The 24,587-nt window shown below is 63.6% G+C and carries 23 protein-coding genes; 14 read left to right on the top strand and 9 right to left on the bottom strand.

Going from position 1 to position 24,587, the window contains the following annotated elements; genetic code table 11:
• Window positions 1-32: 32 nt before the first annotated feature.
• From GW587_RS01460 to GW587_RS01415, 10 genes are all read left to right on the top strand, one after another.
• Window positions 33-1,022 (top strand): KpsF/GutQ family sugar-phosphate isomerase, encoded by a 990-nt coding sequence (locus tag GW587_RS01460; RefSeq protein WP_166097705.1) that lies wholly within the window; start codon window positions 33-35, stop codon window positions 1,020-1,022.
• A gap of 11 nt (window positions 1,023-1,033) precedes the next feature.
• Complete coding sequence (locus GW587_RS01455) at window positions 1,034-1,564, top strand: KdsC family phosphatase (RefSeq protein WP_166099043.1); 531 nt, start codon at window positions 1,034-1,036, stop codon at window positions 1,562-1,564.
• Between the two features lie 12 nt (window positions 1,565-1,576).
• On the top strand, window positions 1,577-2,170 hold the full coding sequence (gene lptC / locus GW587_RS01450) for an LPS export ABC transporter periplasmic protein LptC (RefSeq protein WP_166097702.1): 594 nt from the start codon (window positions 1,577-1,579) through the stop codon (window positions 2,168-2,170).
• A 25-nt stretch (window positions 2,171-2,195) separates the two neighbouring features.
• Complete coding sequence (gene lptA, locus GW587_RS01445) at window positions 2,196-2,768, top strand: lipopolysaccharide transport periplasmic protein LptA (protein WP_166097700.1); 573 nt, start codon at window positions 2,196-2,198, stop codon at window positions 2,766-2,768.
• Window positions 2,769-2,770: 2 nt separating this feature from the next.
• A complete protein-coding gene (gene lptB, locus GW587_RS01440) occupies window positions 2,771-3,523 on the top strand; it encodes an LPS export ABC transporter ATP-binding protein (RefSeq protein WP_166097698.1) in 753 nt (250 codons plus the stop codon).
• A gap of 3 nt (window positions 3,524-3,526) precedes the next feature.
• On the top strand, window positions 3,527-5,005 hold the full coding sequence (locus tag GW587_RS01435) for an RNA polymerase factor sigma-54 (protein ID WP_166097696.1): 1,479 nt from the start codon (window positions 3,527-3,529) through the stop codon (window positions 5,003-5,005).
• Window positions 5,006-5,079: 74 nt separating this feature from the next.
• Window positions 5,080-5,439, top strand: coding sequence for a ribosome hibernation-promoting factor, HPF/YfiA family (gene hpf / locus GW587_RS01430; protein WP_166097693.1), 360 nt, complete (start codon window positions 5,080-5,082; stop codon window positions 5,437-5,439).
• Window positions 5,440-5,655: 216 nt separating this feature from the next.
• Window positions 5,656-8,565, top strand: coding sequence for a TonB-dependent receptor (locus GW587_RS01425; RefSeq protein ID WP_166097689.1), 2,910 nt, complete (start codon window positions 5,656-5,658; stop codon window positions 8,563-8,565).
• Between the two features lie 7 nt (window positions 8,566-8,572).
• Window positions 8,573-9,508 carry an alginate lyase family protein gene (locus GW587_RS01420; RefSeq protein WP_229259249.1) on the top strand — a complete coding sequence of 312 codons (936 nt, stop codon included), beginning with the start codon at window positions 8,573-8,575 and terminating at the stop codon, window positions 9,506-9,508.
• 30 nt (window positions 9,509-9,538) lie between these two features.
• Window positions 9,539-10,621, top strand: coding sequence for an enoyl-CoA hydratase/isomerase family protein (locus tag GW587_RS01415; RefSeq protein WP_166097688.1), 1,083 nt, complete (start codon window positions 9,539-9,541; stop codon window positions 10,619-10,621).
• Window positions 10,622-10,624: 3 nt separating this feature from the next.
• Here GW587_RS01415 and rapZ read toward each other — a convergent pair whose 3' ends face one another.
• The 5 genes from rapZ to ilvA form a co-directional block, all read right to left on the bottom strand.
• Window positions 10,625-11,485 (bottom strand): RNase adapter RapZ, encoded by an 861-nt coding sequence (gene rapZ / locus GW587_RS01410; RefSeq protein WP_166097686.1) that lies wholly within the window; start codon window positions 11,483-11,485, stop codon window positions 10,625-10,627.
• Between the two features lie 4 nt (window positions 11,486-11,489).
• Window positions 11,490-12,425: an HPr(Ser) kinase/phosphatase gene (gene hprK, locus GW587_RS01405; protein ID WP_008444515.1), complete on the bottom strand. Its 936-nt coding sequence runs from the start codon at window positions 12,423-12,425 to the stop codon at window positions 11,490-11,492.
• A gap of 58 nt (window positions 12,426-12,483) precedes the next feature.
• Complete coding sequence (locus tag GW587_RS01400) at window positions 12,484-12,966, bottom strand: PTS sugar transporter subunit IIA (protein WP_166097684.1); 483 nt, start codon at window positions 12,964-12,966, stop codon at window positions 12,484-12,486.
• Window positions 12,967-13,284: 318 nt separating this feature from the next.
• Entirely contained in the window at window positions 13,285-14,118 is an 834-nt protein-coding gene (queF, locus tag GW587_RS01395) for an NADPH-dependent 7-cyano-7-deazaguanine reductase QueF (protein ID WP_166097681.1), read from the bottom strand.
• A gap of 159 nt (window positions 14,119-14,277) precedes the next feature.
• The gene (gene ilvA / locus GW587_RS01390) at window positions 14,278-15,813 is read right to left on the bottom strand and encodes a threonine ammonia-lyase, biosynthetic (RefSeq protein WP_166097679.1); all 1,536 of its coding nucleotides are present in this window, start codon (window positions 15,811-15,813) and stop codon (window positions 14,278-14,280) included.
• 256 nt (window positions 15,814-16,069) lie between these two features.
• Here ilvA and GW587_RS01385 point away from each other — a divergent pair, with 256 nt between their 5' ends.
• The 4 genes from GW587_RS01385 (at window position 16,070) to GW587_RS01370 (ending at window position 21,677) form a co-directional block, all read left to right on the top strand.
• Window positions 16,070-16,561, top strand: coding sequence for a YqaA family protein (locus tag GW587_RS01385; RefSeq protein WP_166097676.1), 492 nt, complete (start codon window positions 16,070-16,072; stop codon window positions 16,559-16,561).
• A gap of 225 nt (window positions 16,562-16,786) precedes the next feature.
• Entirely contained in the window at window positions 16,787-20,815 is a 4,029-nt protein-coding gene (locus GW587_RS01380) for a DUF3683 domain-containing protein (protein ID WP_166097674.1), read from the top strand.
• Window positions 20,815-21,252 (top strand): HIT family protein, encoded by a 438-nt coding sequence (locus tag GW587_RS01375; protein ID WP_166097671.1) that lies wholly within the window; start codon window positions 20,815-20,817, stop codon window positions 21,250-21,252. Before GW587_RS01380 ends, GW587_RS01375 begins: the two co-directional genes overlap by 1 nt.
• Entirely contained in the window at window positions 21,249-21,677 is a 429-nt protein-coding gene (locus GW587_RS01370; RefSeq protein WP_166097668.1) for a gamma-butyrobetaine hydroxylase family protein, read from the top strand. Before GW587_RS01375 ends, GW587_RS01370 begins: the two co-directional genes overlap by 4 nt.
• On the opposite strand, the gene GW587_RS01365 is transcribed toward GW587_RS01370, so the two are convergent.
• From GW587_RS01365 to GW587_RS01350, 4 genes are all read right to left on the bottom strand, one after another.
• Window positions 21,674-21,958, bottom strand: a complete 285-nt coding sequence (locus GW587_RS01365) for a hypothetical protein (protein WP_166097666.1) — start codon at window positions 21,956-21,958, stop codon at window positions 21,674-21,676. The two genes, GW587_RS01370 and GW587_RS01365, sit on opposite strands and share 4 nt — an antisense overlap.
• Complete coding sequence (locus GW587_RS01360) at window positions 21,945-22,433, bottom strand: PIN domain-containing protein (RefSeq protein WP_166097663.1); 489 nt, start codon at window positions 22,431-22,433, stop codon at window positions 21,945-21,947. The genes GW587_RS01365 and GW587_RS01360 overlap by 14 nt, the downstream gene beginning before the upstream one ends.
• Before the next feature lie 71 nt (window positions 22,434-22,504).
• Window positions 22,505-23,419: a sulfonate ABC transporter substrate-binding protein gene (locus GW587_RS01355; RefSeq protein WP_166097661.1), complete on the bottom strand. Its 915-nt coding sequence runs from the start codon at window positions 23,417-23,419 to the stop codon at window positions 22,505-22,507.
• 8 nt (window positions 23,420-23,427) lie between these two features.
• Entirely contained in the window at window positions 23,428-24,471 is a 1,044-nt protein-coding gene (locus tag GW587_RS01350; protein ID WP_166097658.1) for a LacI family DNA-binding transcriptional regulator, read from the bottom strand.
• Window positions 24,472-24,587: the final 116 nt, after the last annotated feature.

Here is a 24,587-nt window from a genome sequence, read left to right as displayed (position 1 = left end):
ACTTGGGCATGAGTGTAACCCATGAAAAAACAATGCTGAAAGCTTTTGACGCAAAAACGGCCCTGCGCCTGGCCCGCGAAACACTGCAAAACGAAGCGGACGCCATCAACGCCCTCAACGCCCGGCTGGAGCACGACGACAGCGTGATCCAGGCGATCTCGCTGTTGCTCAATTGCACAGGCCGGGTGGTGGTATCCGGCATCGGCAAGTCCGGCCACATCGCCCGCAAGATCGCCGCCACGCTGGCCTCGACCGGCACGCCGGCGCTGTTCGTCCATCCGGCCGAGGCGGCCCACGGCGACCTCGGCATGGTCACCGCCGACGACGCCTTCATCGCCATCTCGTATTCCGGCGAAAGCGCCGAGCTGATGACCATCCTGCCGGTGGTCAAGCGCATGGGCAGCAAGGTCATCGCGATGACCGGCAAGCCCGGCTCCAGCCTGGCGCGCATCGCCGACGTGCACCTGAACGTGGCCGTGGCCAAGGAAGCCTGCCCGATGAACCTGGCGCCGACCACCTCCACCACCGTCACGCTGGCGCTGGGCGACGCGCTCGCGGTGGCGCTGCTGGACCTGCGCGGCTTCAAGGAGGAAGACTTCGCCCGCTCGCATCCGGGCGGCGCGCTGGGCCGCCGCCTGCTGACCCACGTCAAGGACGTGATGCGCAGCGGCGAGGCCGTGCCGAAGGTGACCGCCGATGTTAAACTGACCGAAGCGCTGTTGGAAATCACCCAAAAGGGCATGGGCATGACCGCCATCGTCGACGCCGACGACAAGCCGATCGGCGTCTTCACCGACGGCGACCTGCGGCGCATGATCGAGAAGGTCCAGGATTTCAGCAAGGTCGTCATTCGCGACGTGATGCACGCCAATCCGCGCAGCATCTCGCCGGAAAAACTGGCGGTCGACGCCGTCGCCGTGATGGAGCAGTTCCGCATCAACCAGATGCTGGTGACCGGCGCCGACGGCAAACTGGTCGGCGCGCTGCACATCCACGACCTGACCCGCGCAAAAGTAATCTGATGAGTGATGTGATGACCGAGCCGACCTATATCGAACGCGCCGCGCGCGTCAAGCTGATGATCTTCGACGTCGACGGCGTGCTGACCGACGGCAGCCTGCACTACGGCGCCGACGGCGAGGCGCTGAAGACCTTCAACGTGCACGACGGCCTCGGCATCAAGCTGCTGCAGGAATCCGGCGTGCTGACCGCGATCATCAGCGCGCGCATTTCTCCGCAGGTGGCCAGGCGCGCCGCCGACCTCGGCATCAGCTTCGTGCACCAGGGCGGCCACGACAAGCTGACGCCGTTCAACGCGCTGCTGGAAAAGACCGGGCTGACGGCGGAGCAGGTGGGCTTCATCGGCGACGACGTGGTCGATCTGCCGATCCTGAGCCGGGTCGGGCTGGCGGTCGCGGTGCCGAACGGCCGCGCCGAAGTGCTGGAGCGCGCGCACCACACCACCGTGGCCCACGGCGGCCGCGGCGCGGTGCGCGAAGTGTGCGAACTGCTGTTGCACGCGCAGGGCAGCTACCCGCGCGTGATGGCGCAGTTCCTGGTTTGATGGGGTTAAGTCATGCGTAAAAGAACCGCACACCGCTGGCAACTGACGCTGATCATGATGGTCGGCGTGTTTGTCGCGCTCGGCAGCTTCTGGCTGGTGCAGGTGGTCAACCAGTCCGGCGAGGCGGCGCAGGCCGACCGCTTCCGCAACGAGCCGGATTACATCATCGACCGCTTCAGCCTGGTGCGCATGAACAAGCTCGGGCAGCCGGCCTACATCGTTTCCGGCGACAAGCTGACCCACCATCCGCTCGACGACTCGTCCGACGTCATCAAGCCTTTCGTGCACAGCCTGGCGGGCGACCAGCCGCCGGTCAACATCCACGCCGACACCGCGCATATCGACCAGGGCAATACGCGCGTCAAGCTGGATGGTAATGTGGACGTGACGCGCCCGGCCACGGCCAAGGCGCAGGCGATGCGCATGACCACCACCACGCTGACCGTGTTCCCGGACGAGGAACGGATGGAAACCGTCGCGCCGGTCGACCTGAGCCTGGGCGCTTCGCTGGCCAAGGGCACCGGCATGCAATTCAATAACGCGACGCGCCAGGTGCAACTGGGCGGACGCGGAGCGATCACGCTGCCGCCGCGCGCGGCACACTGAGGAACGAAACATGAACGGAATCACGATGAACAAACTACTCCTGTCGGCCGCCTTGCTGCTGACCGTGGCGGGCGGGGCGCAGGCGGAAAAAGCCGACTCCAGCAAGCCGACCCAGATCGCCTTCGACCAGCTCGACGCCGACGACGTCAAGCAGATCAAGACCTTCACCGGCAACGTGGTGCTGACCCGCGGCACGCTGCTGATGAAATCGCCGAAGGCGGTGGTGACCGAGGATCCGGAAGGCTACCAGTACGTGGTGCTCAACAGCGCGCCCGGCGTGCAGGCAACCTTCCGCCAGAAGCTCGACGGCGCCGGCGACCAGTGGGTCGAGGGCCAGGCCGACCGCATCGAATACGACGGCAAGACCGAACTGGTCAAGCTGTTCGCCAAGGCGCAGATCAAGCGCCTCGAAGGCAGCAAGCCGAGCAGCCAGGTCGACGGCGAATTCATTTCCTACGACAGCCGCAAGGAATTCTTCGCGGTCAAGAACACCCCGACCGGCGAGAGCAAGCCGGGCGCCGGCCGCAGCACGATGGTGATCCAGCCGTCGAGCAAGCTGGCGGTGCCGCCGGCGCCGACCACGCCGCAGGGGAAATGAGCATGGAGCCATCCTGCGGTAGCACCCTGATCGTCAAGGGCCTGCAAAAGACCTACGGCAAGCGCCAGGTGGTGCACGACGTGTCGCTGCAGGTGGAGTGCGGCGAAGTGGTCGGTCTGCTCGGGCCCAACGGCGCCGGCAAGACCACCTCGTTCTACATGATCGTCGGCCTGGTGCCGTCGGACGCCGGCAGCATCGACATCAGCGGCGTCGACATCTCCTCGCTGCCGATCCACCGCCGCGCGGCGATGGGCTTGTCCTACCTGCCGCAGGAAGCGTCGGTGTTCCGCAAGCTGACGGTGGAGGACAACATCCGCGCCGTGCTTGAAATTCAAAAAGTCGATGGCAAGCCTTTATCCAAGGCCGCCATCGATGAACGGCTCAATACCCTGCTGGCCGATCTACAGATCGAAAAGCTGCGCGAGAACCAGGCGCTGTCGCTGTCCGGTGGCGAGCGCCGCCGCGTCGAGATCGCGCGCGCGCTGGCCACCAACCCGCGCTTCGTGCTGCTCGACGAACCATTCGCCGGGGTCGACCCGATTGCCGTGATTGAGATCCAGCGCATCGTGCGCTTCCTCAAGGAACGCAGCATCGGCGTCCTCATTACCGATCACAATGTGCGCGAGACGCTGGGCATCTGCGACCGCGCATATATCATCAACCAGGGCACGGTATTGGCTTCAGGCCGGCCAGACGACATCATCGCCAACGAATCGGTGCGTCGCGTGTATCTGGGCGAACATTTCCGTATGTAACCCATGAAACAGTCTTTGCAACTGCGCACGTCGCAGCACCTCGCGTTGACGCCCCAGCTGCAGCAGTCGATCCGGCTGCTGCAACTGTCGACGCTGGAGCTGCACCAGGAACTCGAACAGCTGCTGACCGACAACCCGCTGCTGGAGCGTCTCGACGATCCGCTCGACCACTCGCTGCGGCTGCTGTCCGACGGCGCCATCAGCCAGCAGGCGCCGGTCGGCGACGCGCCGCCCGAAGGTCCGCCCGGATCGCAGGAGGCGCCCGCCGCCGACGCCGACAACTACGACGGCCCGGCCGCCGACACCGAGAGCACCACCGCCGACGCCGACGTCGACTGGAGCGACGCCGGCCGCAGCAAGGCGCCCGACGACGAGGACGCGCGTCCGCAGCTGGAGGCCAGCCACTGCACGCTGCGCGAGCACCTGATGGAGCAGATGCGGGTCACGGTGCTGGAGATGCGCGACCGCGCGCTGGTCGAGCTGATCATCGACGCGCTCGACGAGAACGGCTACCTGGAGGAGCCGCTGGAAGAGATCCTGGCGCGCCTGCCGGAAGAGCTGGAGCTGGACCTCGACGAATTGCAGACCGCCTTGTCGATGCTGCAGAGCTTTGATCCGATGGGGGTCGGCGCACGCAACGCGTCGGAGTGCCTGGCGCTGCAAATCAAGCGCTTGCCGGGCGTGCCGATGGTGACGCGGCGCATGGCGCTGGCCATCGTCGAAAACCATCTGACCTGGTTCGCGCAGCGCGATTTCAACAAGCTGAAAAAAGCGCTGCTGTGCGACGACGAAGACCTGCGCGAAGCGCAGACCGTGATCCGCCAGTGCAATCCGCATCCCGGTTCCGCGTTCGCGTCGGACGTGTCGGACTACGTGGTGCCGGACGTGATCGTGAAGAAATCGCGCACCGGTTGGCAGGTCAGCCTGAACAACGACGTCATGCCGCGCCTGCGCGTCAACGCCATGTACGCCAACCTGCTCAAGCAGGGAAAAGGCGAGGGCGCGATGGGCGCGCAGCTGCAGGAGGCGAAGTGGCTGATCAAGAATATGCGCCAGCGTTTCGACACCATCCTGCGCGTGGCGCAGGCGATAGTAGAAAGACAAAAGAACTTTTTCTCGCACGGCGCGGTCGCCATGCGTCCCCTTGTGCTTCGCGAAATTGCTGATACACTGGGTTTACACGAGAGTACTATTTCTCGTGTAACAACCCAAAAATATATGCTGACCCCGCACGGCATGTTTGAGTTGAAATATTTCTTTGGTAGCCATGTCGCCACCGAGGCGGGAGGGGAAGCAAGTTCGACGGCGATACGCGCTTTGATCGTGCAATTGACAGGAGCAGAAGACCCGAAAAATCCATTATCCGACAGTAAGATTGCGGACATGCTGGGAGAACAGGGCATGGTGATTGCGCGACGCACTGTTGCCAAATATCGTGAAGCCTTGAAAATCCCGCCAGTCAGTCTCCGCAAGTCTTTGTAGTTTCTTGGTTCCTGCGCGCCCGGCGTCAAAGGGCAACGCACTAACCGTAAGCGACATCATCTTTAGGAGTGTGTATGAATCTCACCATCAGTGGACATCATCTCGAAGTGACTGCAGCTATTCGCGAATACGTGCAGAACAAGCTGGAGCGTGTCACCCGCCACTTTGATCAAGTGATTGATATTGCTGTCATCCTGACTGTAGATAACCTTAAAGAGAAAGAGAAACGCCAGAAGGCCGAAATCAACCTGCGTATGTCAGGCAAGACCGTCTACGTGGAAAGCCTGTCGCAAGACCTGTACGCCGCCATCGATACCTTGATCGACAAGCTGGATCGCCAGGTCATGAAGTACAAGAACAAGGTCCAACAGCACGGCCACGATGCGATCAAGCATCTCCCGGATAGCTACGAACCCGCTGCCTCCGCCCTATAACAACGGCCCAGGCACATCCAACTAAGGGCGCACGGCGCCCTTTTTTGCGTCTGTCGTGGTAAACGATTTTCTTGCATTTTGCAACAAATTAAACCGCAATAACTAATTCCCCTACAGTCTGTCCGTATTTATGGTTTTTTGGCAAGAAAAATGATTTAATAACGTAGTTAAACGTTTTCCTTGTTTGGCCCTAAAACTATAAAGAGAGACAACACCATGAACAACCCAGCCATCCGTCCGATGAGCGCGGCGGTCGCCATCGCCATGCTCGGCCTCGCCAGCGCGCAAGCCCAGGCGCAGGACGCCGCCACACCCGACAGCGCCGCCACTGTGGTGGTGTCCGGCATCCGCAAGTCCTACGCCGACGCCGTCAACATGAAGCGCGACACGCTGGAGATCACCGACAGCATTTCCTCCGACGGCCTGGGCCGCTTCCCCGACCTCAACGTCGGCGAAGCGATCCAGCGTATTCCCGGCGTGCAGATCAACCGCGAGGCCGGCTCGCGCAACGCCACCATCAACCTGCGTGGCCTGCCGGGCACCTTCGCGCTGACCACCATCAACGGCATGTCGTTTGCGCAGCCGGTGCTGAACGGCTCGACGCCGCTGGGCGCGTTCAACTCGGACATCTTCAGCGCGGTGACGGTGCTGAAGAGCCCGACCGCCGCCGAGCAGCCGGGCGGTTTGAGCGGCAATATCGACCTGCGTATCAGCTCGGCGCTGGCGCGCAAGGACGGCGGCGGCGTCACCATCGGCGACGAATACGACGAACTGGGCCACCTGACCACGCCCAACGCCACCGTGTCGTGGAACAAGCACTTCGGCAAGGACCTGGCGGTGTTCGGCGTCTACGCGTACAAGAAGGAAGACTTCCGCCGCGACTCGACCCAGGTGCAGGACTACGACACGCTGACCGCCACCCATCTCGGCATCACGCAGGCGCAGTTCGACGCGCGCTATCCGAAGTCGCAGTACCCGACCGGCATCCTGTTCCCCGGCCAGATCCGCCAGACCGTGACCGCCAACACCGGCGCCACCCACAGCGGCGCGGCCGGCGCCGGCTGGCGCATGAACAACGAGACCAGGCTCAACCTGACCGGCTACTTCAGCGACCGCAAGCTGGGCTCGTCCAACCAGTACCTGAACTATATCGACCCGACCGTCAATTCGCCGATCACCAACCTGGGGCCGATCTTCACCGTCGACAGCGCCACCGGCAAGCAGGCGATGATCAACTCCTACGACTACGCCAACGCCAGCGTCACCGATTCGCTGCGCTCGGCGCCGCAGCGGCAGAAGACGCACGGCGTCACCGGCGACGTCGACTGGGAGAACGACGACTGGCACGTCAACGGCGCCTTCCACACCTCGCGCGCGGAAAACCGCCAGGACCAGCTGTCGATCGACATCGTGCAATCGGCGCGCACGCTGCCGGGCACCAACGGCACCTACGGCCACTACTACTCGGGTGGGCAGGACCTGGCCGATTCGGTGCTGACGCTGTTCACGCCGACGGTCAGCCACATCAATCCCGGCCCGTACGACCAGCGGCCCGGCACCTCGGTCACGCAGGCGCGCAACAACGGCAACGACCGCTTCGGCGTCACCGGCACCAACGGCCGCGCGCTGACCTCGGTGGATTCGGTGCAGGGCTCGGTGGAGCGCAGCTTCGAGCAGGGATTCTTTAAATCGGTCAAGGCCGGCCTGCGTTTCGAGAACAACGACTTCGTCTCCAGCGGCACGCGCAACACCGCGCAGGGCATCAACTTCGCGGCGATCCAGTCGTCGCTGGCGATCGCCAACCCATACGTCGACACCTTCGCCGGCGGCTACATTCCGGGCTTCACCAGGAACTGGGTGGCGGTGGATATTCCGGCGGTGCTGAAGGCGGTCAAGCCGGTGACGCTGCTGCCGGGCCAGACGCTGACGCCGTACGGCCTGGTCAACAACGACGCCGACCCCGGCTTCTCCTCGTATAACTTCTCGGTGTCGAACAAGATCGCATCGGCCTACGTGTCCAGCATCTGGGGCACCAGCCTGTTCGGCATCCCGCTCAAGGGCAACCTCGGCGGCCGCTTCGAAAACACGCGCCAGACCATCGATTCGGTCGACACCAGCAACCTGACGATCACCATCCCCGGAGGCACCAAGGTGGTCACCACCAAGACGCCGCGCCAGTTCGAGCAGAGCTATCACAACTTCCTGCCGTCGCTGGTGGCCAAGGCCGACCTGAGCGACAAACTGGCGCTGCGCGCCGCCGCCTACCGCACCTTCGTGCGGCCGCAGCCTCGCGACATCACGCCGTCGACGGTGGTGACCGAGCCGGCGCTGGGCACCGCCACGCCGACCTACAACGTCACGCTGGGCAGCGCCAACCTGCAACCGTACAAGGCCAACTCCTACGACCTGGCGCTGGAGTGGTACAACCGCCCCAACGGCCTGGTCGCGCTGACCGTGTTCCAGAAGGACGTCAAGGGCCTGGTGGGGCCGGTGCGCGACATCGCCCGCCTGTGCCCGGCCGACGCCACCGCGCTCGGCCTCGGCCACCTGTCGGTGGTGGGCAGCAACTGCCTGAGCGACATCATGGTCAACGTCGGCACGGCGGAAGCGCCGTCGCTGCAGCCGGCGCGCGTGGTCATCAACGGCCAGGCCAACCAGCAGGCCATCAAGGTCAACGGCGTCGAGTTCAACGTGCAGCAGAACCTGGACTTCCTGCCGGCGCCGTTCAACAACCTCGGTGGCGCGTTCAACTACGCCTACACCACCATCAAGGGCAAGAACGATGATGGCTCGGCGGCGACGCTGCCCGGGGTTTCCAAGAATAATTACAACCTGATCGCCTACTACGAGACCAAGACCTGGGGCGTGCGCACCGTCTACAACTACCGCGACGATTACGACCTGGCGGCCGGCGGCACCTTCAACGGCGCGGCGCGTTCGGTCAAGGCGCGCGGCCAGTGGGACATGTCGGCCAGCTACACCTTCGACGGCGGCTATAAGATTTCCTTCGACGCCTTCAACATGAGCAACTCGGTGCGCGAGGAATACGAGGGCACCTATATGAAACCGCGCCGTCTGGATATCGACGGCCGCACCTATCAGGTCAAACTGAGCGCAACCTTCTGACGGGAATATGATGAAACCAACTAAATTGTTTACCGCTGTATGGCTGGCGTCGGCGGCGCCGCTGGCGCTGGCGTGCGCCGACGCGCCGCCGGCCAGCATCGACATCGACGCCAACGGCTACTACAGCGACGCCAACCATTCGGTGATCGATCCGGTGCTACGGGCGCGCAATATCGCCAACACCAAGCCGATCGAGGACTTTCTCGGCCAGGTGGCCAAGGACGCCAACGGCCAGGGCGACGCCGCCTGCGCGCTGGCCTGGCTGGAAAGCTGGGCCGGACAGAAGGCCTTGCTGGGCAAGCTGTCCAGCGAGCAGTCCTACTACGTGCGCAAGTGGACGTTGGGGGGCATGGCCTTGAGCTATGCGCGCGTGCAGGCGTCGGCGACGCCGGCACAGCGGCAGGCGATCGAGGGTTGGTTCCGGACGCTGGCCGATGCCACCATCGCGCACTCCGAGGCCAAGAAGGGCGGGCGCAACAACCACTATTACTGGGAAGGGCTGGCGGTGACGGCGGTCGGCGGCGTGACGCGCGAGCGGCGCTACCTGGACTGGGGCCGCAAGGTGTTCGACCATGCGATGGCGCAGATGGCCGCCGACGGTTCGCTGCCGGCCGAGATGGAGCGCGGCGTCAAGGCGCTGCACTATCAGGTGTACGCCACAGTGCCGCTGGTGATGATCGCTTCGATCCAGGACCTGCACGATCCGAAGCTGGATACGCTGGTCCGCTTCACGGTCGCCGCGTCGGCCGATCCGTCGGGCATCGCCAAGGCCACCGGCTTCGAGCAGGAGCGCGTCGGCGTGCGCGACGTGCTGACCATTTATGGGCGTCACGAAGGCAAGCCGCAGCCGGCGGCCGGCAAGCCCTTGTGGCAACCGCGCCTGGGCGGCGACCTGGAGGTCGCGAATCCGCTTGAGCATCTGGCCGCGGGCAAGTCGCAGTAGAATAGGAGTTTCTTTTCAGCCTGGTTCATCATGAGCGAACACGTGCACAGCAGCGTCGTCAACGGCATCGGCCTGATTGTTCTGGACCGTCCCAAGGCGTTGAACTCCTTGTCGCTGGCGATGGTGCGCTCCATCGCGCAATCGTTGACGGCGTGGCGCGGCGATGCGGGCGTGGCCGCCGTCGTCATCCGCAGCAGCAGCGAGAAGGCGTTCTGCGCCGGCGGCGACATCCGCTTTTTCTACGATGTCGCGCGGGCCGGACTGTCGGGCGGCAGCGCGTTGCTGGAGGATTTCTTCACCGAGGAATACGCGCTCAACCACCTGATCCACTTCTATCCCAAGCCTTACATCGCGCTGATGGACGGCGTGGTGATGGGCGGCGGCATGGGCGTATCGCAGGGCGGGCCGGATTGCCGCGTGCGCATCGTCACCGAGCGGACCAAGATGGCGATGCCGGAGGTGAACATCGGCCTGTTCCCGGATGTCGGCGGCAGTTATTTCCTGTCGCGCGCGCCGGGCGCGCTGGGCTACTACCTGGGCCTGACCGGCGTCACGGTCAACGCCGCCGACGCGCTATACGCGGGCCTGGCCGACCATTACGCGCCGACGGCGGACCGGCCGGCGCTGGAGGACTTGCTGGCCTCGACGCCGGGCGCCGCGTTGGCAGCGGCGATCGCCGCCTACGTCGCACCGCACCTGGCCGCCGCCGGCGACAGCACGCTCGCGGCGAACCGCGCCGCCATCGACCGCCACTTCGGCGCCGGCTCGGTCGCGGCCATCGTCGCCTCGCTGAGGACCGACGACAGCGCGTTCGCGCAAAAGACATTGGAGGTAATGGCGACGCGTTCGCCGCTGATGATGTGCGTCACGCACGAGCTGATCCGGCGCGGCGCCTCGCTGGACGTGGCCGACTGCCTGCGCCTGGAGCGCACCCTGGTGCGTCACAACTTTGAAAACGGCGAAGTCATCGAAGGCATCCGCGCGCTGGTCATCGACAAGGACAACCTGCCGCAATGGCAGCCCTCAAGCCTGGAGGAAGTCAGCGAGGCAGCCGTGCAGCGCTTCTTCGAGCCGGTCTGGCCGGACTACGCGCACCCGCTGCGGCATCTGTAGCGCTTACTGCTCGCGGTGGCGCAGGACGACGCGTTCGTTGGCGTTGAAGTAGGCGGCGAGTTTTTCCGCCATGTAGACCGAACGGTGCTGGCCGCCGGTGCAGCCCAGCGCCACCGTCAGGTAGCTGCGGTTGTCGGTCTTGAAGGACGGTAGCCATTTCTCGACGAAGGTGCGGATGTCGTTGAGCATTTCCAGCGCGCTCGGCTGTGCGTTCAGGAAGTCGATCACCGGCCCGTCGCGGCCCGTCAGCGGACGCAAGGTCAGGTCGTAGTAGGGATTCGGCAGCGCCCGCACGTCGAACACGAAGTCCGCGTCCATCGGCACGCCCAGCTTGAAAGCGAACGATTCAAAGAACAAGGTCAGCGGTGCGCGCTCGATCGCCACCAGGTCCTTGACCCAGCTGCGCAGCTTGTTGGCGCTCAGCTCCGAGGTGTCGATCACATGGCCCAGCTGCTCGATCGTCGACAGCCGCTCGCGCTCCTCCATGATGCATTCGATCAGCGTGCGGCGCGCGGCCGGGTTCTGCCCGGGACGCAACTCGTGCGACAGCGGATGGCTGCGCCGCGTTTCCGAAAAGCGCGCCACCAGCGAATGCGTGTTCGCGGTCAGGAACATGACCTTGACGTCGTGACCTTCTTCGCGCAGGCGCTTGACGTCGGCCGGCAGCGAGGCCAGCGACTCGGCGCTGCGGGCGTCGACCGCCACCGCCACCGCTTGCAGGCCTTCCTCCATCAAGGTCGTGACCAGATGCGACAGCAGCGCCGGCGGCAGGTTGTCGACGCAATAGTGGCCGGTGTCTTCCAGCACGTTCAGGGCCACCGATTTGCCGGAGCCGGAAATGCCGGTGATGATGACGATGCGCATTTGCTTAGTCTCCGCTCATGGCCTGGCGCTGACGCTCCATGAATTCCTGGAGCGTGTCGATGCCGCGCAGTTGCAGGATGGTGTTGCGTACGGCGGCCTCCAGCAGCACCGCGATGTTGCGGCCGGCCGCCACCGGGATCACGACCTTGCGGATCGGCAGGCCCAGCACGTCCTCGGTCGGGAACTGGAACGGCAGCCGTTCCACTTCCTCGTCGGCCGCGCCGCGCCGCACCAGGTGCACGATCAGCTTCAAGCGCATCTTGCGCCGCACCGCCGTCTCGCCGAAGATGGCCTTGATGTCCAGCAGCCCCAATCCGCGCACCTCCAGCAGATTCTGCAACAGCGCCGGGCAACGGCCCTCGATCATATTCGGCGCGATGCGCGAGAATTCCACCGCGTCGTCGGCCACCAGGCCGTGCGAGCGCGAGATCAGCTCCAGGCCCAGCTCGCTCTTGCCGAGGCCGGAATCGCCGGTGATCAGCACGCCGACGCCCAGCACGTCCATGAACACGCCGTGCATGATGATGCGCTGCGCCAGCTTCTTGGACAGATAGACGCGCAGGAAGTCGATCACCTGCGCCGCCGGCAGCGGGGTCGAGAACAGCGGGATGTTTTTTTCGTCGCAGATGGCGAGGATGTCGGGCGGCGTTTCCAGCCCCTGCGCGATGATCAGCGCCGGCGGGCCGCCCGCGATCAGCTCGCCGATGACGTGGGCGCGCGTCAGCGATTTGAGGCGCTGGTAGTAATTGATTTCCTGGTGCCCGAAGACCTGGATCCGGCCGGGGTGGATGGTGTTCAGATGGCCGACCTGGTCGGCGGCCGAGGCGACGTCGCCGGAGATCAGGCGCTCGCCGCCGGGAAAGCCGGCGAACCAGCCGAGCTGCAAACTTTCGCGATTGTCGTCGTACAGTCTTTGTATCGTCAGCGGGGTTTGCAGCATGGGTCGTCTTTATTCAACAGGTTGAGCCAGGAGTGCTAGTTTAACCTATTGTCGGACTTCAACCCGCAGCTTGCAGGCTGGGCAGCCAGTTGATGATGCGCGAATGCACCGATTTCGGTTCCGGGTCCGTGGTCAGCGCGGTGCGGAAGGCGTCGTCGGAGAACATCTCGGCGATCTCGGACAGGATCTCCAGGTGCTGCTGGGTCACATGGTCCGGAATCAGCAGGAAGAACAACAGGTTAACCGGCTTGCCGTCCGGCGATTCGAACGGAATCGGCTCGGCCAGGCGGACGAAGGCGGCCAGCGGCGTCTTCAAGCTCTTCATGCCCTTGATGCGGCCGTGCGGCACGGCGACGCCGTGGCCCAGCCCGGTCGAGCCGAGGCGCTCGCGCGCGAACAGATTGTCCGACACGGTGGAACGGGCGATGCCGCAGTTGTTTTCGAAGATCAGACCGGCCTGCTCAAAAGCACGCTTCTTGCTGGAGACTTCCAGGTCGAGCAGGACGTTTTCGAGTGAGAGTATTTTGCTAAGGTTGTTCATAGTACGACGTAGGATGTTGCAGCGCACAAGGATGGCTTGCGAGCGGAATTATAGGCTTGTTTCCGCGCCATGTAACGCCAAATCGCTTGCTTGGGCGTTGCGTTTCTGTTCGCCAGGGGCTGGGCCGGGTGTTGAGACGTATGCATAGCGGAAAGGATTTGCTATTTCTGAACAGAAATCCTGAAAAACACCGGCTTTTCATGTGGAAGCCGGGCCGGTTTACCGATTTTTGATGCGTTTTAATGCCGTGCCGAATGATGGGTACGAATCCTCATGATACGCCGGTTTTTTCCGGTCCGATTGAACAAAGCATTACATTCATTGACGTGCGCCACGTAAGTTGGCCGGCTTTTGCGCCGTGCTGAAGTTGCTGCGCCATGGGTTGATGTCGAGCCCGCCGCGTCGGGTGTAGCGGGCGTACACCGCCAGCTGCTGCGGCTGGCACTGGCGCAAGATGTCGACGAAGATGCGCTCGACGCATTGCTCGTGGAACTCGTTGTGTTCGCGGAAGCCGATCAGGTATTTGAGCAGGCTTTCCTGGTCGATCTGCGGGCCGCTGTAATGGATCTGCACGCTGGCCCAGTCCGGCTGGCCGGTGACCAGGCAATTCGATTTCAGCAGGTGCGACAGCAGTTTTTCCTCCACCGGTTCCTCGTCGTGCGCGGCCTTGAGGATCTCCGGCGACGGGCTGTAGTGGTCGACCTCGATGTCGAGCCGGTCCAGCAGCAGGCCGTCCAGTTCGCCCATCTCGACCATGCCGAATTCCTCCGGCTGGGTGATGGTGATGTGGACGTTGCCGCCGGCCGCGTCGGACAGATCCTGTTGCAGCAGGGTCTTCAGCGCCACCACGCTGTCGAGCCGGGTCTGGTTGAACGAGTTCAGGTACAGCTTGAACGACTTCGATTCGATGATGTTGGGGGTATCGGCCGGCACGGTGATGCGGGCGATCGCCACCTGCGGTTTGCCGCGCTGGTTCAGCCACGAGATTTCGTAGGCGTTCCAGATGTCGACGCCGAAGAAGGGCAGCGTGCCGGACAGGCCGAGCTCGTCGCGCTTGCCTTGGCGCGGAATCGGGAACAGCAGTTCCGGCGCGTAATCGGTGCGGTAGGCGGAGGTTTTTCCCAGCGGGGACAAGTCGACGGAGTTGGTCATGGTGTTCTTCAATACGGTAAAGGTGAATGGTAGCGCAGTTTCACCCCTCAAGCGTGGTGGGGGCCGCTCCCGCAGGGGGCGGCGGGGCGCAGCCCCCGACCAGACCCTGGGTCTGACCCCTAAGCGACGGAGCATGGTCTGTCACTGAAGGTTGCGGGGCTAGCCGAGGAACAGCTTGTAGACGGGATTGCTGGATTCGTCCCAATAGCGGTAACCCAGCGTGGTCAGGAACTGCGCGAAGGCGCCCATTTCCTCGGACGGCACCTGCAGCCCGATCAGGATGCGCCCGACGTCGCCGCCCTGGCTGCGATAGTGGCACAGCGAGATATTCCAGTTCGGCGCCATCGAATCGAGGAAGCGCATCAGCGCGCCCGGCCGCTCGGGGAACTCGAAGCGGTACAACAGCTCGTCCTTGGCCAGCGCGCTCTTGCCACCGACCAAATGACGAATGTGGGCCTTGGCCAGCTCGTCGTGGGTCAGGTCCAGCGCCTTGAAGCCGTGCTCCTCGAAGCGCCGCGCCAGCGCGCCGGATTCGTGGCGGTCGGCGATCTGCACGCCGCAGAACACATGGGCCTCGTCCTTGTCGCTGATGCGGTAGTTGAACTCGGTCACATTGCGCGGGCCGACCAGCGCGCAGAAGCGCTTGAAGCTGCCGCGCTGTTCCGGCAGCGTGACGGCGAACACCGCCTCGCGCGCCTCGCCCAGTTCGGCGCGCTCGGCGACGAAGCGCAGGCGGTCGAAGTTCATGTTGGCGCCGCAGGCGATGGTGATCAGCGTCTCGTTGCGGATCGGATCCTTGGTCAGCGCGGCGCGCTCGACATAGGCCTTGGCGCCGGCGATCGCCAGCGCGCCGGCCGGTTCCAGGATGCTGCGGGTGTCGGTGAACACGTCCTTGATGGCGGCGGCGATGGCGTCGGTGTCGACCAGGATGATGTCGTCGACGTACTGCTGCGCCAGGCGGAAGGTTTCCTCGCCGACCAGGCGCACGGCGGTGCCGTCGGAGAACAGGCCGACGTCGGCCAGCGTGATGCGCTCGCCGGCCTTGATGCTGCGCGCCATGGCGTCGGAATCGAGGGTCTGCACGCCGATGATCTTGATGTCCGGGCGGATCGCCTTGACGTAGGCGGCCACGCCGGAGATCAGCCCGCCGCCGCCGATGGCGACGAAGATGGCGTGGATCGGGCCGGAATGCTGGCGCAGGATCTCCATGCCGATGGTGCCCTGGCCGGCGATCACGTCCGGATCGTCGAACGGATGGACGAAGGTCAGCGCCTGTTCTTTTTCCAGGATCAGCGCGTGGTTGTAGGCGTCGGTATAGGACTCGCCGTGCAGCACCACTTCGACGTCGGCGCCGCCGCGCGCCTTGACGGCGTCGATCTTGACCTGCGGCGTGGTGGTCGGCATGACGATCAGCGCGCGGCAGCCGAGCTTGGCGGCGGACAGCGCCACGCCCTGGGCGTGGTTGCCGGCCGAGGCGCAAATGACGCCGCGCTTGCGCTGGGCCTCGCTCAGGTGCGCCATCTTGTTGTAGGCGCCGCGAATCTTGAAGCTGAACACGCTCTGCATGTCCTCGCGCTTGAAATAAATTCGGTTCTCGTAGCGCTGCGACAGCGTCGGCGCGAGTTCCAGCGGGGTTTCATCAGCGACGTCGTAGACGCGCGCGGTCAGGATTTTCTTCAGATAGTCGATAGTCATGGTCTGCAAACTTAGAGTTCCAAGGCCCGGTGTCAGTGCCGACATTCGGACACGAGCTGTGCCGTAGCGGACGCTACGGCACAGCTCGTGTCCGAATGTCGGCACTGACACCGAAGTTTCAATGCTAACTATCCGGCGGGTGACCGGGGTGGAGCAGGGGTGCTGATCCCTGGCGGGTAGGCTGGGATCCGACTGTTCAATCGTGCGGTGTGCGAATCATTATAATGGACACCTTTCATGTATCTCAAAGAAACCGATGATTGAATCTGCTATTGCCTGGCTGCTGCACGTGCTGGCGGCGCCGGAAGTGGGCCTCACATCGGTCTTTTTGATCAGCTTCGTCTCCGCGACGCTGGTGCCGCTTGGCTCGGAACCGGCGGTGTTTGCCGTCATCAAGGCCAACCCGATGCTGTTCTGGAGCGCCATCGGCGTCGCCACCGTCGGCAACACGCTGGGCGGCGCGGTCGATTACTACATCGGCTACCAGGCCAAGCAAACCTTCCGCAAGGAGCGCAAGAGCCGCTGGTTCCACTGGCTGGAACGCTATGGCGCCAAGACCATGCTGCTGGCCTGGCTGCCCGGCATCGGCGATCCGCTGTGCACGCTGGGCGGCTGGCTCAAGCTGCCGTTCTGGCCCAGCCTGGCCTACATGGCGGTCGGCAAACTGCTGCGCTACCTAACCATGACCACGCTGCTGTTGTACGTGCCGGACGGTGTTTGGCACCGGATCGGACAATTGCTGGGCTAATTTGGTGCAGTCAATCGTATTGCCGCATAAGCTTATGCGTAAATTTCCTTCAGTTCATCGTTGAAATTTGATGTCTTCCGGCATGTGATCTGGCGGTTTTTGCAAATTTTCGCTTTCTTTTGACGATGCCGAGAGTCCTTAGGCCATCTAAGGCTGTTCCCGCGTGGTGCGTCGCAATACGCTAGAATGATCCTCCCGGGTTCAGTTTACAAGTCCAATCGCATAATGAATGCCCCTGCACAAATCCAAGCTTTGCTGGCGGAGACGCCTCACGGCCCGGAGGCGACCCGCCTTCGGGAAATCCCTTACAACTACACGTCGTTTTCCGATCGCGAGATCGTCATCCGGCTGCTGGGCGAGGAGTCGTGGAGCTTGCTGGATGCCTTGCGCGGCGCGCGCCAGACCGGCCGCTCGGCGCGCATGCTGTACGAAGTGCTCGGCGATATCTGGGCGGTGCGGCGCAATCCCTACCTGCAGGACGACCTGCTGGACAACCCGAAACGGCGCCAGGAACTGATCAACGCGCTGCATCACCGCCTGGCCGAGGTGGACAAGCGCCGCCTGACCGTGGACGACGGCGGCGCCGGATCGGCCGACGGCGCCGATGAATCCGCCCGCCAGCGCAGCGCCAACGTGGCCAAGCTGCTGCGCGCGGCCGGCAAGGCGGTGGCCGACTTCGGCGAGGAATTCAAGCAGGTCTACGATCTGCGCAAGCGCACCTACAAGGTGCTGGGCCGCTACACCGACAAGCACAACATCTGCTTCGACGGCATGAAGCGCATCTCGCACGTGACCGACGCCACCGACTGGCGCGTCGAGTATCCGTTCGTGGTGCTGACGCCGGACTCCGAAGAGGAAATGGCCGGCCTGGTCAAGGGCTGCATCGAGCTGGGGCTGACCATCATCCCGCGCGGCGGCGGCACCGGCTACACCGGCGGCGCGATCCCCCTGACGCCGATGTCGGCCGTCATCAACACCGAGAAGCTGCTCAACATGGGCCCGGTCGAGATGCAGGTGCTGCCCGGCCTGGACCGCGAGTACGCGACCATCTACACCGGCGCCGGCGTCATCACCAACAAAGTCTCCGAAGCGGCCGAGAAGGCCGGCTTCGTGTTCGCGGTCGATCCGACCTCGGCGCACGCCTCCTGCATCGGCGGCAACATCGCGATGAACGCCGGCGGCAAGAAGGCCGTGCTGTGGGGCACCGCGCTCGACAACCTGGCCTCGTGGCGCATGGTCGATCCGAACGGCGACTGGCTCGAAGTCACGCGCCTGGACCACAACCTGTCGAAGATCCACGATACCCCGCTGGCCCGTTTCAAGCTGGAATGGACCCATCCGACCGCGCGCGGCGACGCCAAGGGCGCGCCGTTCAAGACCGAGATCCTGGAGATCGCCGGCCGCACTTTCCGCAAGGAAGGCCTGGGCAAGGACGTCACCGACAAATTCCTGTCCGGCCTGCCGGGCATCCAGAAGGAGGGTACCGACGGCCTGATCACGTCCGGCCGCTGGATCCTGCACAAGATGCCGAAGTTCGCCCGCACCGTCTGCCTGGAGTTCTTCGGCCAGGCGCGCGACGCGATCCCGTCCATCGTTGAAATCAAGGATTACCTGGACGGCCTGCCGGCCAAGGGCGAAAACTTCTCGACCCTGCGCCTGGCCGGCCTGGAGCACCTGGACGAGCGCTACCTGCGCGCGGTCGGCTACGCCACCAAGTCCAAGCGCGGCGTGCTGCCGAAGATGGCGCTGTTCGGCGACATCGTCGGCGACGATGAAAACGCCGTGGCGCAAGCCGCGTCGGAAGTGGTGCGCATCGCCAATACCCGCGTCGGCGAAGGCTTCGTCGCCGTCAGCCCGGAAGCGCGCAAGAAATTCTGGCTGGACCGCGCCCGCACCGCCGCCATCGCCAAGCACACCAACGCCTTCAAGATCAACGAGGACGTGGTGATTCCGCTGAACCGCATGGGCGAGTACACCGACGGCATCGAGCGCATCAACATCGAGCTGTCGATCAAGAACAAGCTGCAACTGGTCGGCGAATTGCAGGACTTCTTCGCCGCCGGCAATCTGCCGATCGGCAAGAGCGACGACGCCGACGACAGCGTCGGCGACGAGGAAATGCTGGGCGACCGCGCGCAGCAGACCGAGACGCTGCTGGCGCAAGTCCACGCGCGCTGGACCTATCTGCTGGCCGAATTGGACAAGCCGCTGCACGCGATCACGTCCGAGCTGGCCGCGCTGGGCATGGAGCGCCTGTTGCCGGTGTTCGACGAACGCCTGAAGACGCAGCCGGACGCCACCCTGTTCGACATCGTCCAGGACCGCACCATCCGCGTCACCTGGAAGCAGGAAATCCGTGCCCAGCTGCGCCAGATCTTCAACGGCGCCGCCTACAAGCTGATCCTCGACGAGGCGACCGCGATCCACAAGCGTGTGCTGCGCGGCCGCGTGTTCGTCGCGCTGCACATGCACGCCGGCGACGGCAACGTGCACACCAACCTGCCGGTCAACTCGGACCACTACGAGATGCTGCAATTGGCGCACCAGGCCGTGGCGCGCATCATGACGCTGGCCCGTTCGCTGAACGGCGTGATCTCGGGCGAGCACGGCATCGGCATCACCAAGCTGGAGTTCCTGACCGAGGAAGAGATCGGTCCGTTCCGCGACTACAAGCTGCGCGTCGATCCGGAAGGCCGCTTCAACAAGGGCAAGCTGCTGAACCTGCCGGGCATGGAAGCCGATTTGTCCAACGCCTACACGCCATCGTTCGGCCTGATGGGCCACGAATCGCTGATCATGCAGCAGAGCGATATCGGCGCGATCGCCAACAGCGTCAAGGACTGCCTGCGCTGCGGCAAGTGCAAGCCGGTGTGCTCGACCCACGTGCCGCGCGCCAACCTGCTGTACTCGCCGCGCGACAAGATCCTGGCGACGTCTTCGCTGATTGAAGCCTTCCTGTACGAAGAGCAGACCCGGCGCGGCATCTCGATCAAGCACTGGGAAGAATTCGAGGACGTGGCGGATCACTGCACCGTCTGCCACAAGTGCGTCACGCCCTGTCCGGTCAACATCGACTTCGGCGACGTGTCGATGAACATGCGCAACTTGCTGCGCAAGATGGACAAGAAGACCTTCAACCCGGGCAAGGCCGCGTCGATGTTCTTCCTCAACGCCACCGATCCGGCGACCATCAACGCCACCCGCCAGGTCATGATCGGCTGGGGCTACAAGGCGCAGCGCTTCGGCCACGACGTATTCAAGAAGCTGGCCAAGAAGCAGACCAAGGCGCCGCCGCCGAGCGTCGGCAAGCCGCCGGTCAAGGCGCAGGTGATCCACTTCATCAACAAGAAGATGCCGGGCAACCTGCCGAAGAAATCCGCGCGTGCGCTGCTGGATATCGAGGACGACAAGGTCATCCCGATCATCCGCGATCCGAAGAAGACCAACGCCGATACCGAAGCGGTGTTCTACTTCCCGGGCTGCGGCTCGGAGCGGCTGTTCTCGCAAGTCGGCCTGGCGACCCAGGCGATGCTGTGGGAAGTCGGCGTGCAGACCGTGCTGCCGCCGGGCTATCTGTGCTGCGGTTATCCGCAGCGCGGCGCCGGCGAGTACGACAAGGCCGAGAAGATGATGACCGATAACCGCGTGCTGTTCCACCGCATGGCGAACACGCTCAACTATCTGGACATCAAGACGGTGCTGGTTTCGTGCGGCACCTGCTACGACCAGCTGGCGACCTACCAGTTCGAGAAGATCTTCCCGGGCTGCCGCATCATGGACATCCATGAGTACCTGCTGGAGAAAAACGTCAAGCTGGAGGGCGTCAACGGCACGCGCTATATGTACCACGAGCCGTGCCACAATCCGATGAAGCTGCAGGAGTCGGGCAAGACCATCAACTCGCTGATCTCGACCGTCGACAACGTCAAGATCGAGAAGAACGACCGCTGCTGCGGCGAATCGGGGACGCTGGCCGTGGCGCGTCCGGACATCTCGACGCAAGTCCGCTTCCGCAAGGAAGAGGAAATGGTCAAGGGCGCCGACAAGCTGCGCGCCGACGGTTTCGAAGGCGACGTCAAGATCCTGACCAGCTGCCCGTCGTGCCTGCAAGGCCTGTCGCGCTACAACGACGATTCGGGCACCACCGCCGACTACATCGTGGTCGAGATCGCCAAGCATCTGCTGGGCGAGAACTGGATGCCGGACTACGTCAAGCGCGCCAACGACGGCGGCATCGAGCGGGTGCTGGTGTAATGGCCTGCGACCTTTGCCAGCTGCTGGCCGCGCCGGCTGAAGGCGTGCTGATCTGGAGCGACCATCAACTGTCGGTGGTCGCCGTGGACGAGCCCGAGTATCCGGGCTTCACGCGCGTGGTGTGGAACGCGCACGTCAAGGAGATGACCGACCTGGACGCGGCCGACCGCCATCGCGTGATGGACGCGGTCTGGGCGGTGGAGGCGGCGCAGCGCGCCGTGTTGGCGCCGGAAAAAATAAATGTCGCCAGTTTTGGTAACATGACGCCGCATGTGCACTGGCATGTAATTCCACGCTACCTGGACGACGCGCATTTCCCCAGCCCGACTTGGGCGGTGGCGCAGCGCGGGTCGGCGCCGGAAGCGCTGGCCGCGCGCCGCGCGCTGCTGCCTGCCTTGCACGCCGCCATTATCGAACGTTTGAAAGTACCGACATGAAGCAACCGACCGCACTGACCGTCCACAACAAATCCAAAGTGCTCGACATCGAATTCGATGACGGCGCCGCGTTCAGGATCCCGTTCGAGCTGCTGCGGGTGTATTCGCCGTCGGCCGAGGTGATGGGGCACGGACCGGGGCAGGAAGTGCTCCAGGTCGGCAAGCGCGAAGTCGGCATCGCCGCGATGGACCCCGTCGGCAACTACGCGGTGCAGCCGACCTTCACCGATGGCCACAACACCGGGCTGTTCACGTGGGATTATCTGTACAAGCTGGGCAACGAGAAGGATGCGTTGTGGGCGACCTATATGGACCGCCTGCACGCCTCCGGCTTCGAAGGCGACACCGGTCGCGAACCAGGGCGTTCCCTGACCGGCCCCTCAACCGGCCACGTCCACGGCCCGTCCTGCGGCCATAAACATTAATACGTGATGTGGTCGCGATGCGCGTAGACAAAAATAGCGCGCAGACGCGGCGGCATTTTCCGCATCGCCTCGACATTGACGGTGGGTGGCGGAAGTTCGACTGTTGTAATGCTGGCACATCCGAACTGAAAATCCTTAAACGGGGACTTGGCCAACCGTGCCGCCTGCTCCTGCCTGTCTCGCTTAATTTCCTCACGTAGTGCTTCCAACTCCGCGATATCTTTTTCGCTCAGCTCGGGAATTTCCAGGTCGTCGGGGATTTCTACGTCATAGATTTTCATAGCGGTTCTCCATAATTTCAAAGGGGGTAACCAATTCGGGCAGCCCCCACTCTGCTCCTTGCATCAACATCCGAAGCAGCGGCAATTTTTCTGCGTTTGCTATATCTCTGCAATTCCAGGTAAGCAAAATTTCACAATGATTTACCGCTGCGCAGGCTATCTGCTCGCTTGCTTTTCTAGCCTTCGCTGTTAGACCTCCCCCTAATAACAAAAGTTCAGAAACCGCCGTAACACGCTCGCCCGCCGCGAATTGATTCAAATATTGGACTTCGTTAAAGCGTCGCGCAGCTCTAAGCGGATCGCCCTCCCTGATTTCTTGAATTACATATTCAGACACATGAGTTTGGCTGCGGACGCAGCGGGTGTGCCACCACAACTGCGTCAGCTGCTGGCAGGCGCGTGTAATGGCATTGCTGCTCGGTGGATCCGTCAGGTGACAGACCACGGAAGTGTCGAGATAGATAGTTGGATGCATGATGCCCTCGCTGGCTGAACCGCCAGCTTAGGCTGCTCAGCCGGTAAGGGCTTTAGCTGGATCAAAGGTGCTTACTTCGGTTGCCAGGTCCACACCCGGCTGGCGATGTTGACGGTTTTAGGGATCAGCTTCTGCTGGTAGAACAGGTCGGCCACGCGCTGCTGGTTGGCGGCGATGGCGGGACTGACCGGCACCGCGCCATAATGCGTGCGGCGCTGCCAGGTCTCGACGATGTCCGCCGGCAGCCCCATTTGCGGCGCCAGGATCGCGCTCACTTCCTTCGGATGCGTGTTGGCCCACAAGCCAACCGCCGCCGCCTGCTCCAGCAACGCCGACACAAGCTGCGGCGATTGCTCAACAAATTTGCGCGAGGCGAGATAGAAACCGTTCGCCTGCGGCAGCCCCGTGTAGTCGCTCAACACCCGCACCTGATACGACTTCTGCGCCGAGGCGAAATACGGATCCCACACCACCCACGCATCGATGCTGCCGCTGACGAAAGCCGCACGCGCATCCGACGGCGATAAATACACCGGCTGAATGTCGCCGATCTTCAACCCCGCCTTCTGCAACGCCGACGCCAGCAGAAAGTGCGACCCCGATCCCTTTTGAAACGCGACGCGCTTGCCCTTCAAATCCGCCACCGCGCGCAGCGGCGAAGTGGAGGGCACGAAGATCGCCTCGCTGTTGACCGGCGCCGGCTCCGCACCGACATACAGCAGGTCGATGCCGGCCGCCTGCCCGAACACCGGCGGCGGCGCCCCGGTGCTGCCGAAATCGATGCTGCCCGCGTTCAACGCCTCCAGCATCTGCGGCCCGGCCGGAAACTCGATCCACTTGATTTGCTGGCCCGCGAACGCCTTTTCCAACGTGCCCTGATGCTTCAGAAGACCCAGCAAGCCGCTGCTCTTCTGGAAGCCGATCTTGATCTCCGCGCCATGCACCAACAGCGGCGTCGCCAGCAATACAAAAAGCCATTTCCTCATATTCTTCCTCACGCGCTTTCGCGCTCTATCAATTCACAGGCCAGCAGGTTCAAGCGCGAATCCTGTGTCGACGCGGGCAGCACGCCCAGTTGTTCAAGAATGCGCAGCGCGGCGATCTCGCCGATCTCGCGCCCCGGCGGACGGATCGTGGTCAGGCTGGGCAACAGCAGCGGCGAGAACGCGTAATCGCCGAAGCCGACGATCGCGCACTGCTCCGGTATCTTCAAACCGGCGCGCTGCCCGGCCAGCAGCGCGCCGGCGGCCAGGTTGTCGTTGGCGAAGATGATCGCCTCGGCGTGCTTGCCGCGTCCCAGTGCCAGCGCCTCGATGGCCTGCTTGCCGGCGTCGAACGGCGCTTCCGCCGTCGGCACGTAGACGCGCGGCTCCAGGCCATGCTCGCGCATCACCGCCGCATAACCGTCGCTGCGGTCCACCGCGCTCAAGTCGCCCGCGACGCTGTTCTGCACGAAGGCGATGCGGCGATAGCCCTTGGCGTACAGGTAGCGCGCCGCCTGCTCGCCGACCGCGTGGTTGGAATAGCCGACCTGTATCGGCTTGCGGCGCGGCTGGTAGTCCCAGGTCTCGACCACCGGAATGCCGGCGGTGTTGAGCAGCTTCTCGGTGGCGCGGTTGTGGAAGCGCCCCGTCACCACCAGCGCCGCCGGCTTCCAGCCGAGGAAGGCGCGCACCGCGCTCTCTTCCTGCTTGGCCGAGAAGTAGCTGGACGCCAGCAGCAGCTGGTAGCCATGGCGGCTCAGCGTGTCGCTGAAACTCTGGATGGTGTGGGCAAAGATCGGCCCGGAGATATTCGGGATCACCATGCCGATTACGCGACCGTGCGAGGACGCCAGTCCGCCCGCGACCAGGTTGGGCACATAGCCCAATTCCTTGACGGCGGCGGCGATGCGCGCGCTGCGCTTGGCCGCGACCCGGCCCGGTTCGGTGAAGTAGCGCGACACGGTGATCGAGCCAACTTCCGCCAGACGCGCCACATCATGGATGGTGGCGCGCCCCGATCCGCGCCGTTTTCTTGGTGCCGCTGATTCGTTCATTTCTTCATATTCCGAAAAGACATATCGATGATTTTTTTAATTCTTTGACTTCAAACCGGCCCGCCACGACACTAAAAAAAGGGTACCGGTACCACTTTTAGTGTAGCAGGCGTCAT

It is taken from the genome of Duganella aceris, from assembly GCF_011090165.1.
Taxonomy (GTDB): domain Bacteria; phylum Pseudomonadota; class Gammaproteobacteria; order Burkholderiales; family Burkholderiaceae_D; genus Rugamonas; species Rugamonas aceris.
The sequence above is the reverse complement of the archived record's forward strand: the minus strand, read 5'-3'. Positions and strand labels throughout refer to the sequence as shown.

What these genes read in the sequence shown, in the direction of transcription:
- GW587_RS01460 (WP_166097705.1), top strand. Translation starts at nt 33, where the DNA reads ATGCTGAAAGCTTTTGACGCAAAAACGGCCCTGCGCCTGGCCCGCGAA.
- GW587_RS01455 (WP_166099043.1), top strand. Translation starts at nt 1,034, where the DNA reads ATGACCGAGCCGACCTATATCGAACGCGCCGCGCGCGTCAAGCTGATG.
- lptC (WP_166097702.1), top strand. Translation starts at nt 1,577, where the DNA reads ATGCGTAAAAGAACCGCACACCGCTGGCAACTGACGCTGATCATGATG.
- lptA (WP_166097700.1), top strand. Translation starts at nt 2,196, where the DNA reads ATGAACAAACTACTCCTGTCGGCCGCCTTGCTGCTGACCGTGGCGGGC.
- lptB (WP_166097698.1), top strand. Translation starts at nt 2,771, where the DNA reads ATGGAGCCATCCTGCGGTAGCACCCTGATCGTCAAGGGCCTGCAAAAG.
- GW587_RS01435 (WP_166097696.1), top strand. Translation starts at nt 3,527, where the DNA reads ATGAAACAGTCTTTGCAACTGCGCACGTCGCAGCACCTCGCGTTGACG.
- hpf (WP_166097693.1), top strand. Translation starts at nt 5,080, where the DNA reads ATGAATCTCACCATCAGTGGACATCATCTCGAAGTGACTGCAGCTATT.
- GW587_RS01425 (WP_166097689.1), top strand. Translation starts at nt 5,656, where the DNA reads ATGAACAACCCAGCCATCCGTCCGATGAGCGCGGCGGTCGCCATCGCC.
- GW587_RS01420 (WP_229259249.1), top strand. Translation starts at nt 8,573, where the DNA reads ATGATGAAACCAACTAAATTGTTTACCGCTGTATGGCTGGCGTCGGCG.
- GW587_RS01415 (WP_166097688.1), top strand. Translation starts at nt 9,539, where the DNA reads ATGAGCGAACACGTGCACAGCAGCGTCGTCAACGGCATCGGCCTGATT.
- rapZ (WP_166097686.1), bottom strand. Translation starts at nt 11,485, where the DNA reads ATGCGCATCGTCATCATCACCGGCATTTCCGGCTCCGGCAAATCGGTG.
- hprK (WP_008444515.1), bottom strand. Translation starts at nt 12,425, where the DNA reads ATGCTGCAAACCCCGCTGACGATACAAAGACTGTACGACGACAATCGC.
- GW587_RS01400 (WP_166097684.1), bottom strand. Translation starts at nt 12,966, where the DNA reads ATGAACAACCTTAGCAAAATACTCTCACTCGAAAACGTCCTGCTCGAC.
- queF (WP_166097681.1), bottom strand. Translation starts at nt 14,118, where the DNA reads ATGACCAACTCCGTCGACTTGTCCCCGCTGGGAAAAACCTCCGCCTAC.
- ilvA (WP_166097679.1), bottom strand. Translation starts at nt 15,813, where the DNA reads ATGACTATCGACTATCTGAAGAAAATCCTGACCGCGCGCGTCTACGAC.
- GW587_RS01385 (WP_166097676.1), top strand. Translation starts at nt 16,070, where the DNA reads ATGATTGAATCTGCTATTGCCTGGCTGCTGCACGTGCTGGCGGCGCCG.
- GW587_RS01380 (WP_166097674.1), top strand. Translation starts at nt 16,787, where the DNA reads ATGAATGCCCCTGCACAAATCCAAGCTTTGCTGGCGGAGACGCCTCAC.
- GW587_RS01375 (WP_166097671.1), top strand. Translation starts at nt 20,815, where the DNA reads ATGGCCTGCGACCTTTGCCAGCTGCTGGCCGCGCCGGCTGAAGGCGTG.
- GW587_RS01370 (WP_166097668.1), top strand. Translation starts at nt 21,249, where the DNA reads ATGAAGCAACCGACCGCACTGACCGTCCACAACAAATCCAAAGTGCTC.
- GW587_RS01365 (WP_166097666.1), bottom strand. Translation starts at nt 21,958, where the DNA reads ATGAAAATCTATGACGTAGAAATCCCCGACGACCTGGAAATTCCCGAG.
- GW587_RS01360 (WP_166097663.1), bottom strand. Translation starts at nt 22,433, where the DNA reads ATGCATCCAACTATCTATCTCGACACTTCCGTGGTCTGTCACCTGACG.
- GW587_RS01355 (WP_166097661.1), bottom strand. Translation starts at nt 23,419, where the DNA reads ATGAGGAAATGGCTTTTTGTATTGCTGGCGACGCCGCTGTTGGTGCAT.
- GW587_RS01350 (WP_166097658.1), bottom strand. Translation starts at nt 24,471, where the DNA reads ATGAACGAATCAGCGGCACCAAGAAAACGGCGCGGATCGGGGCGCGCC.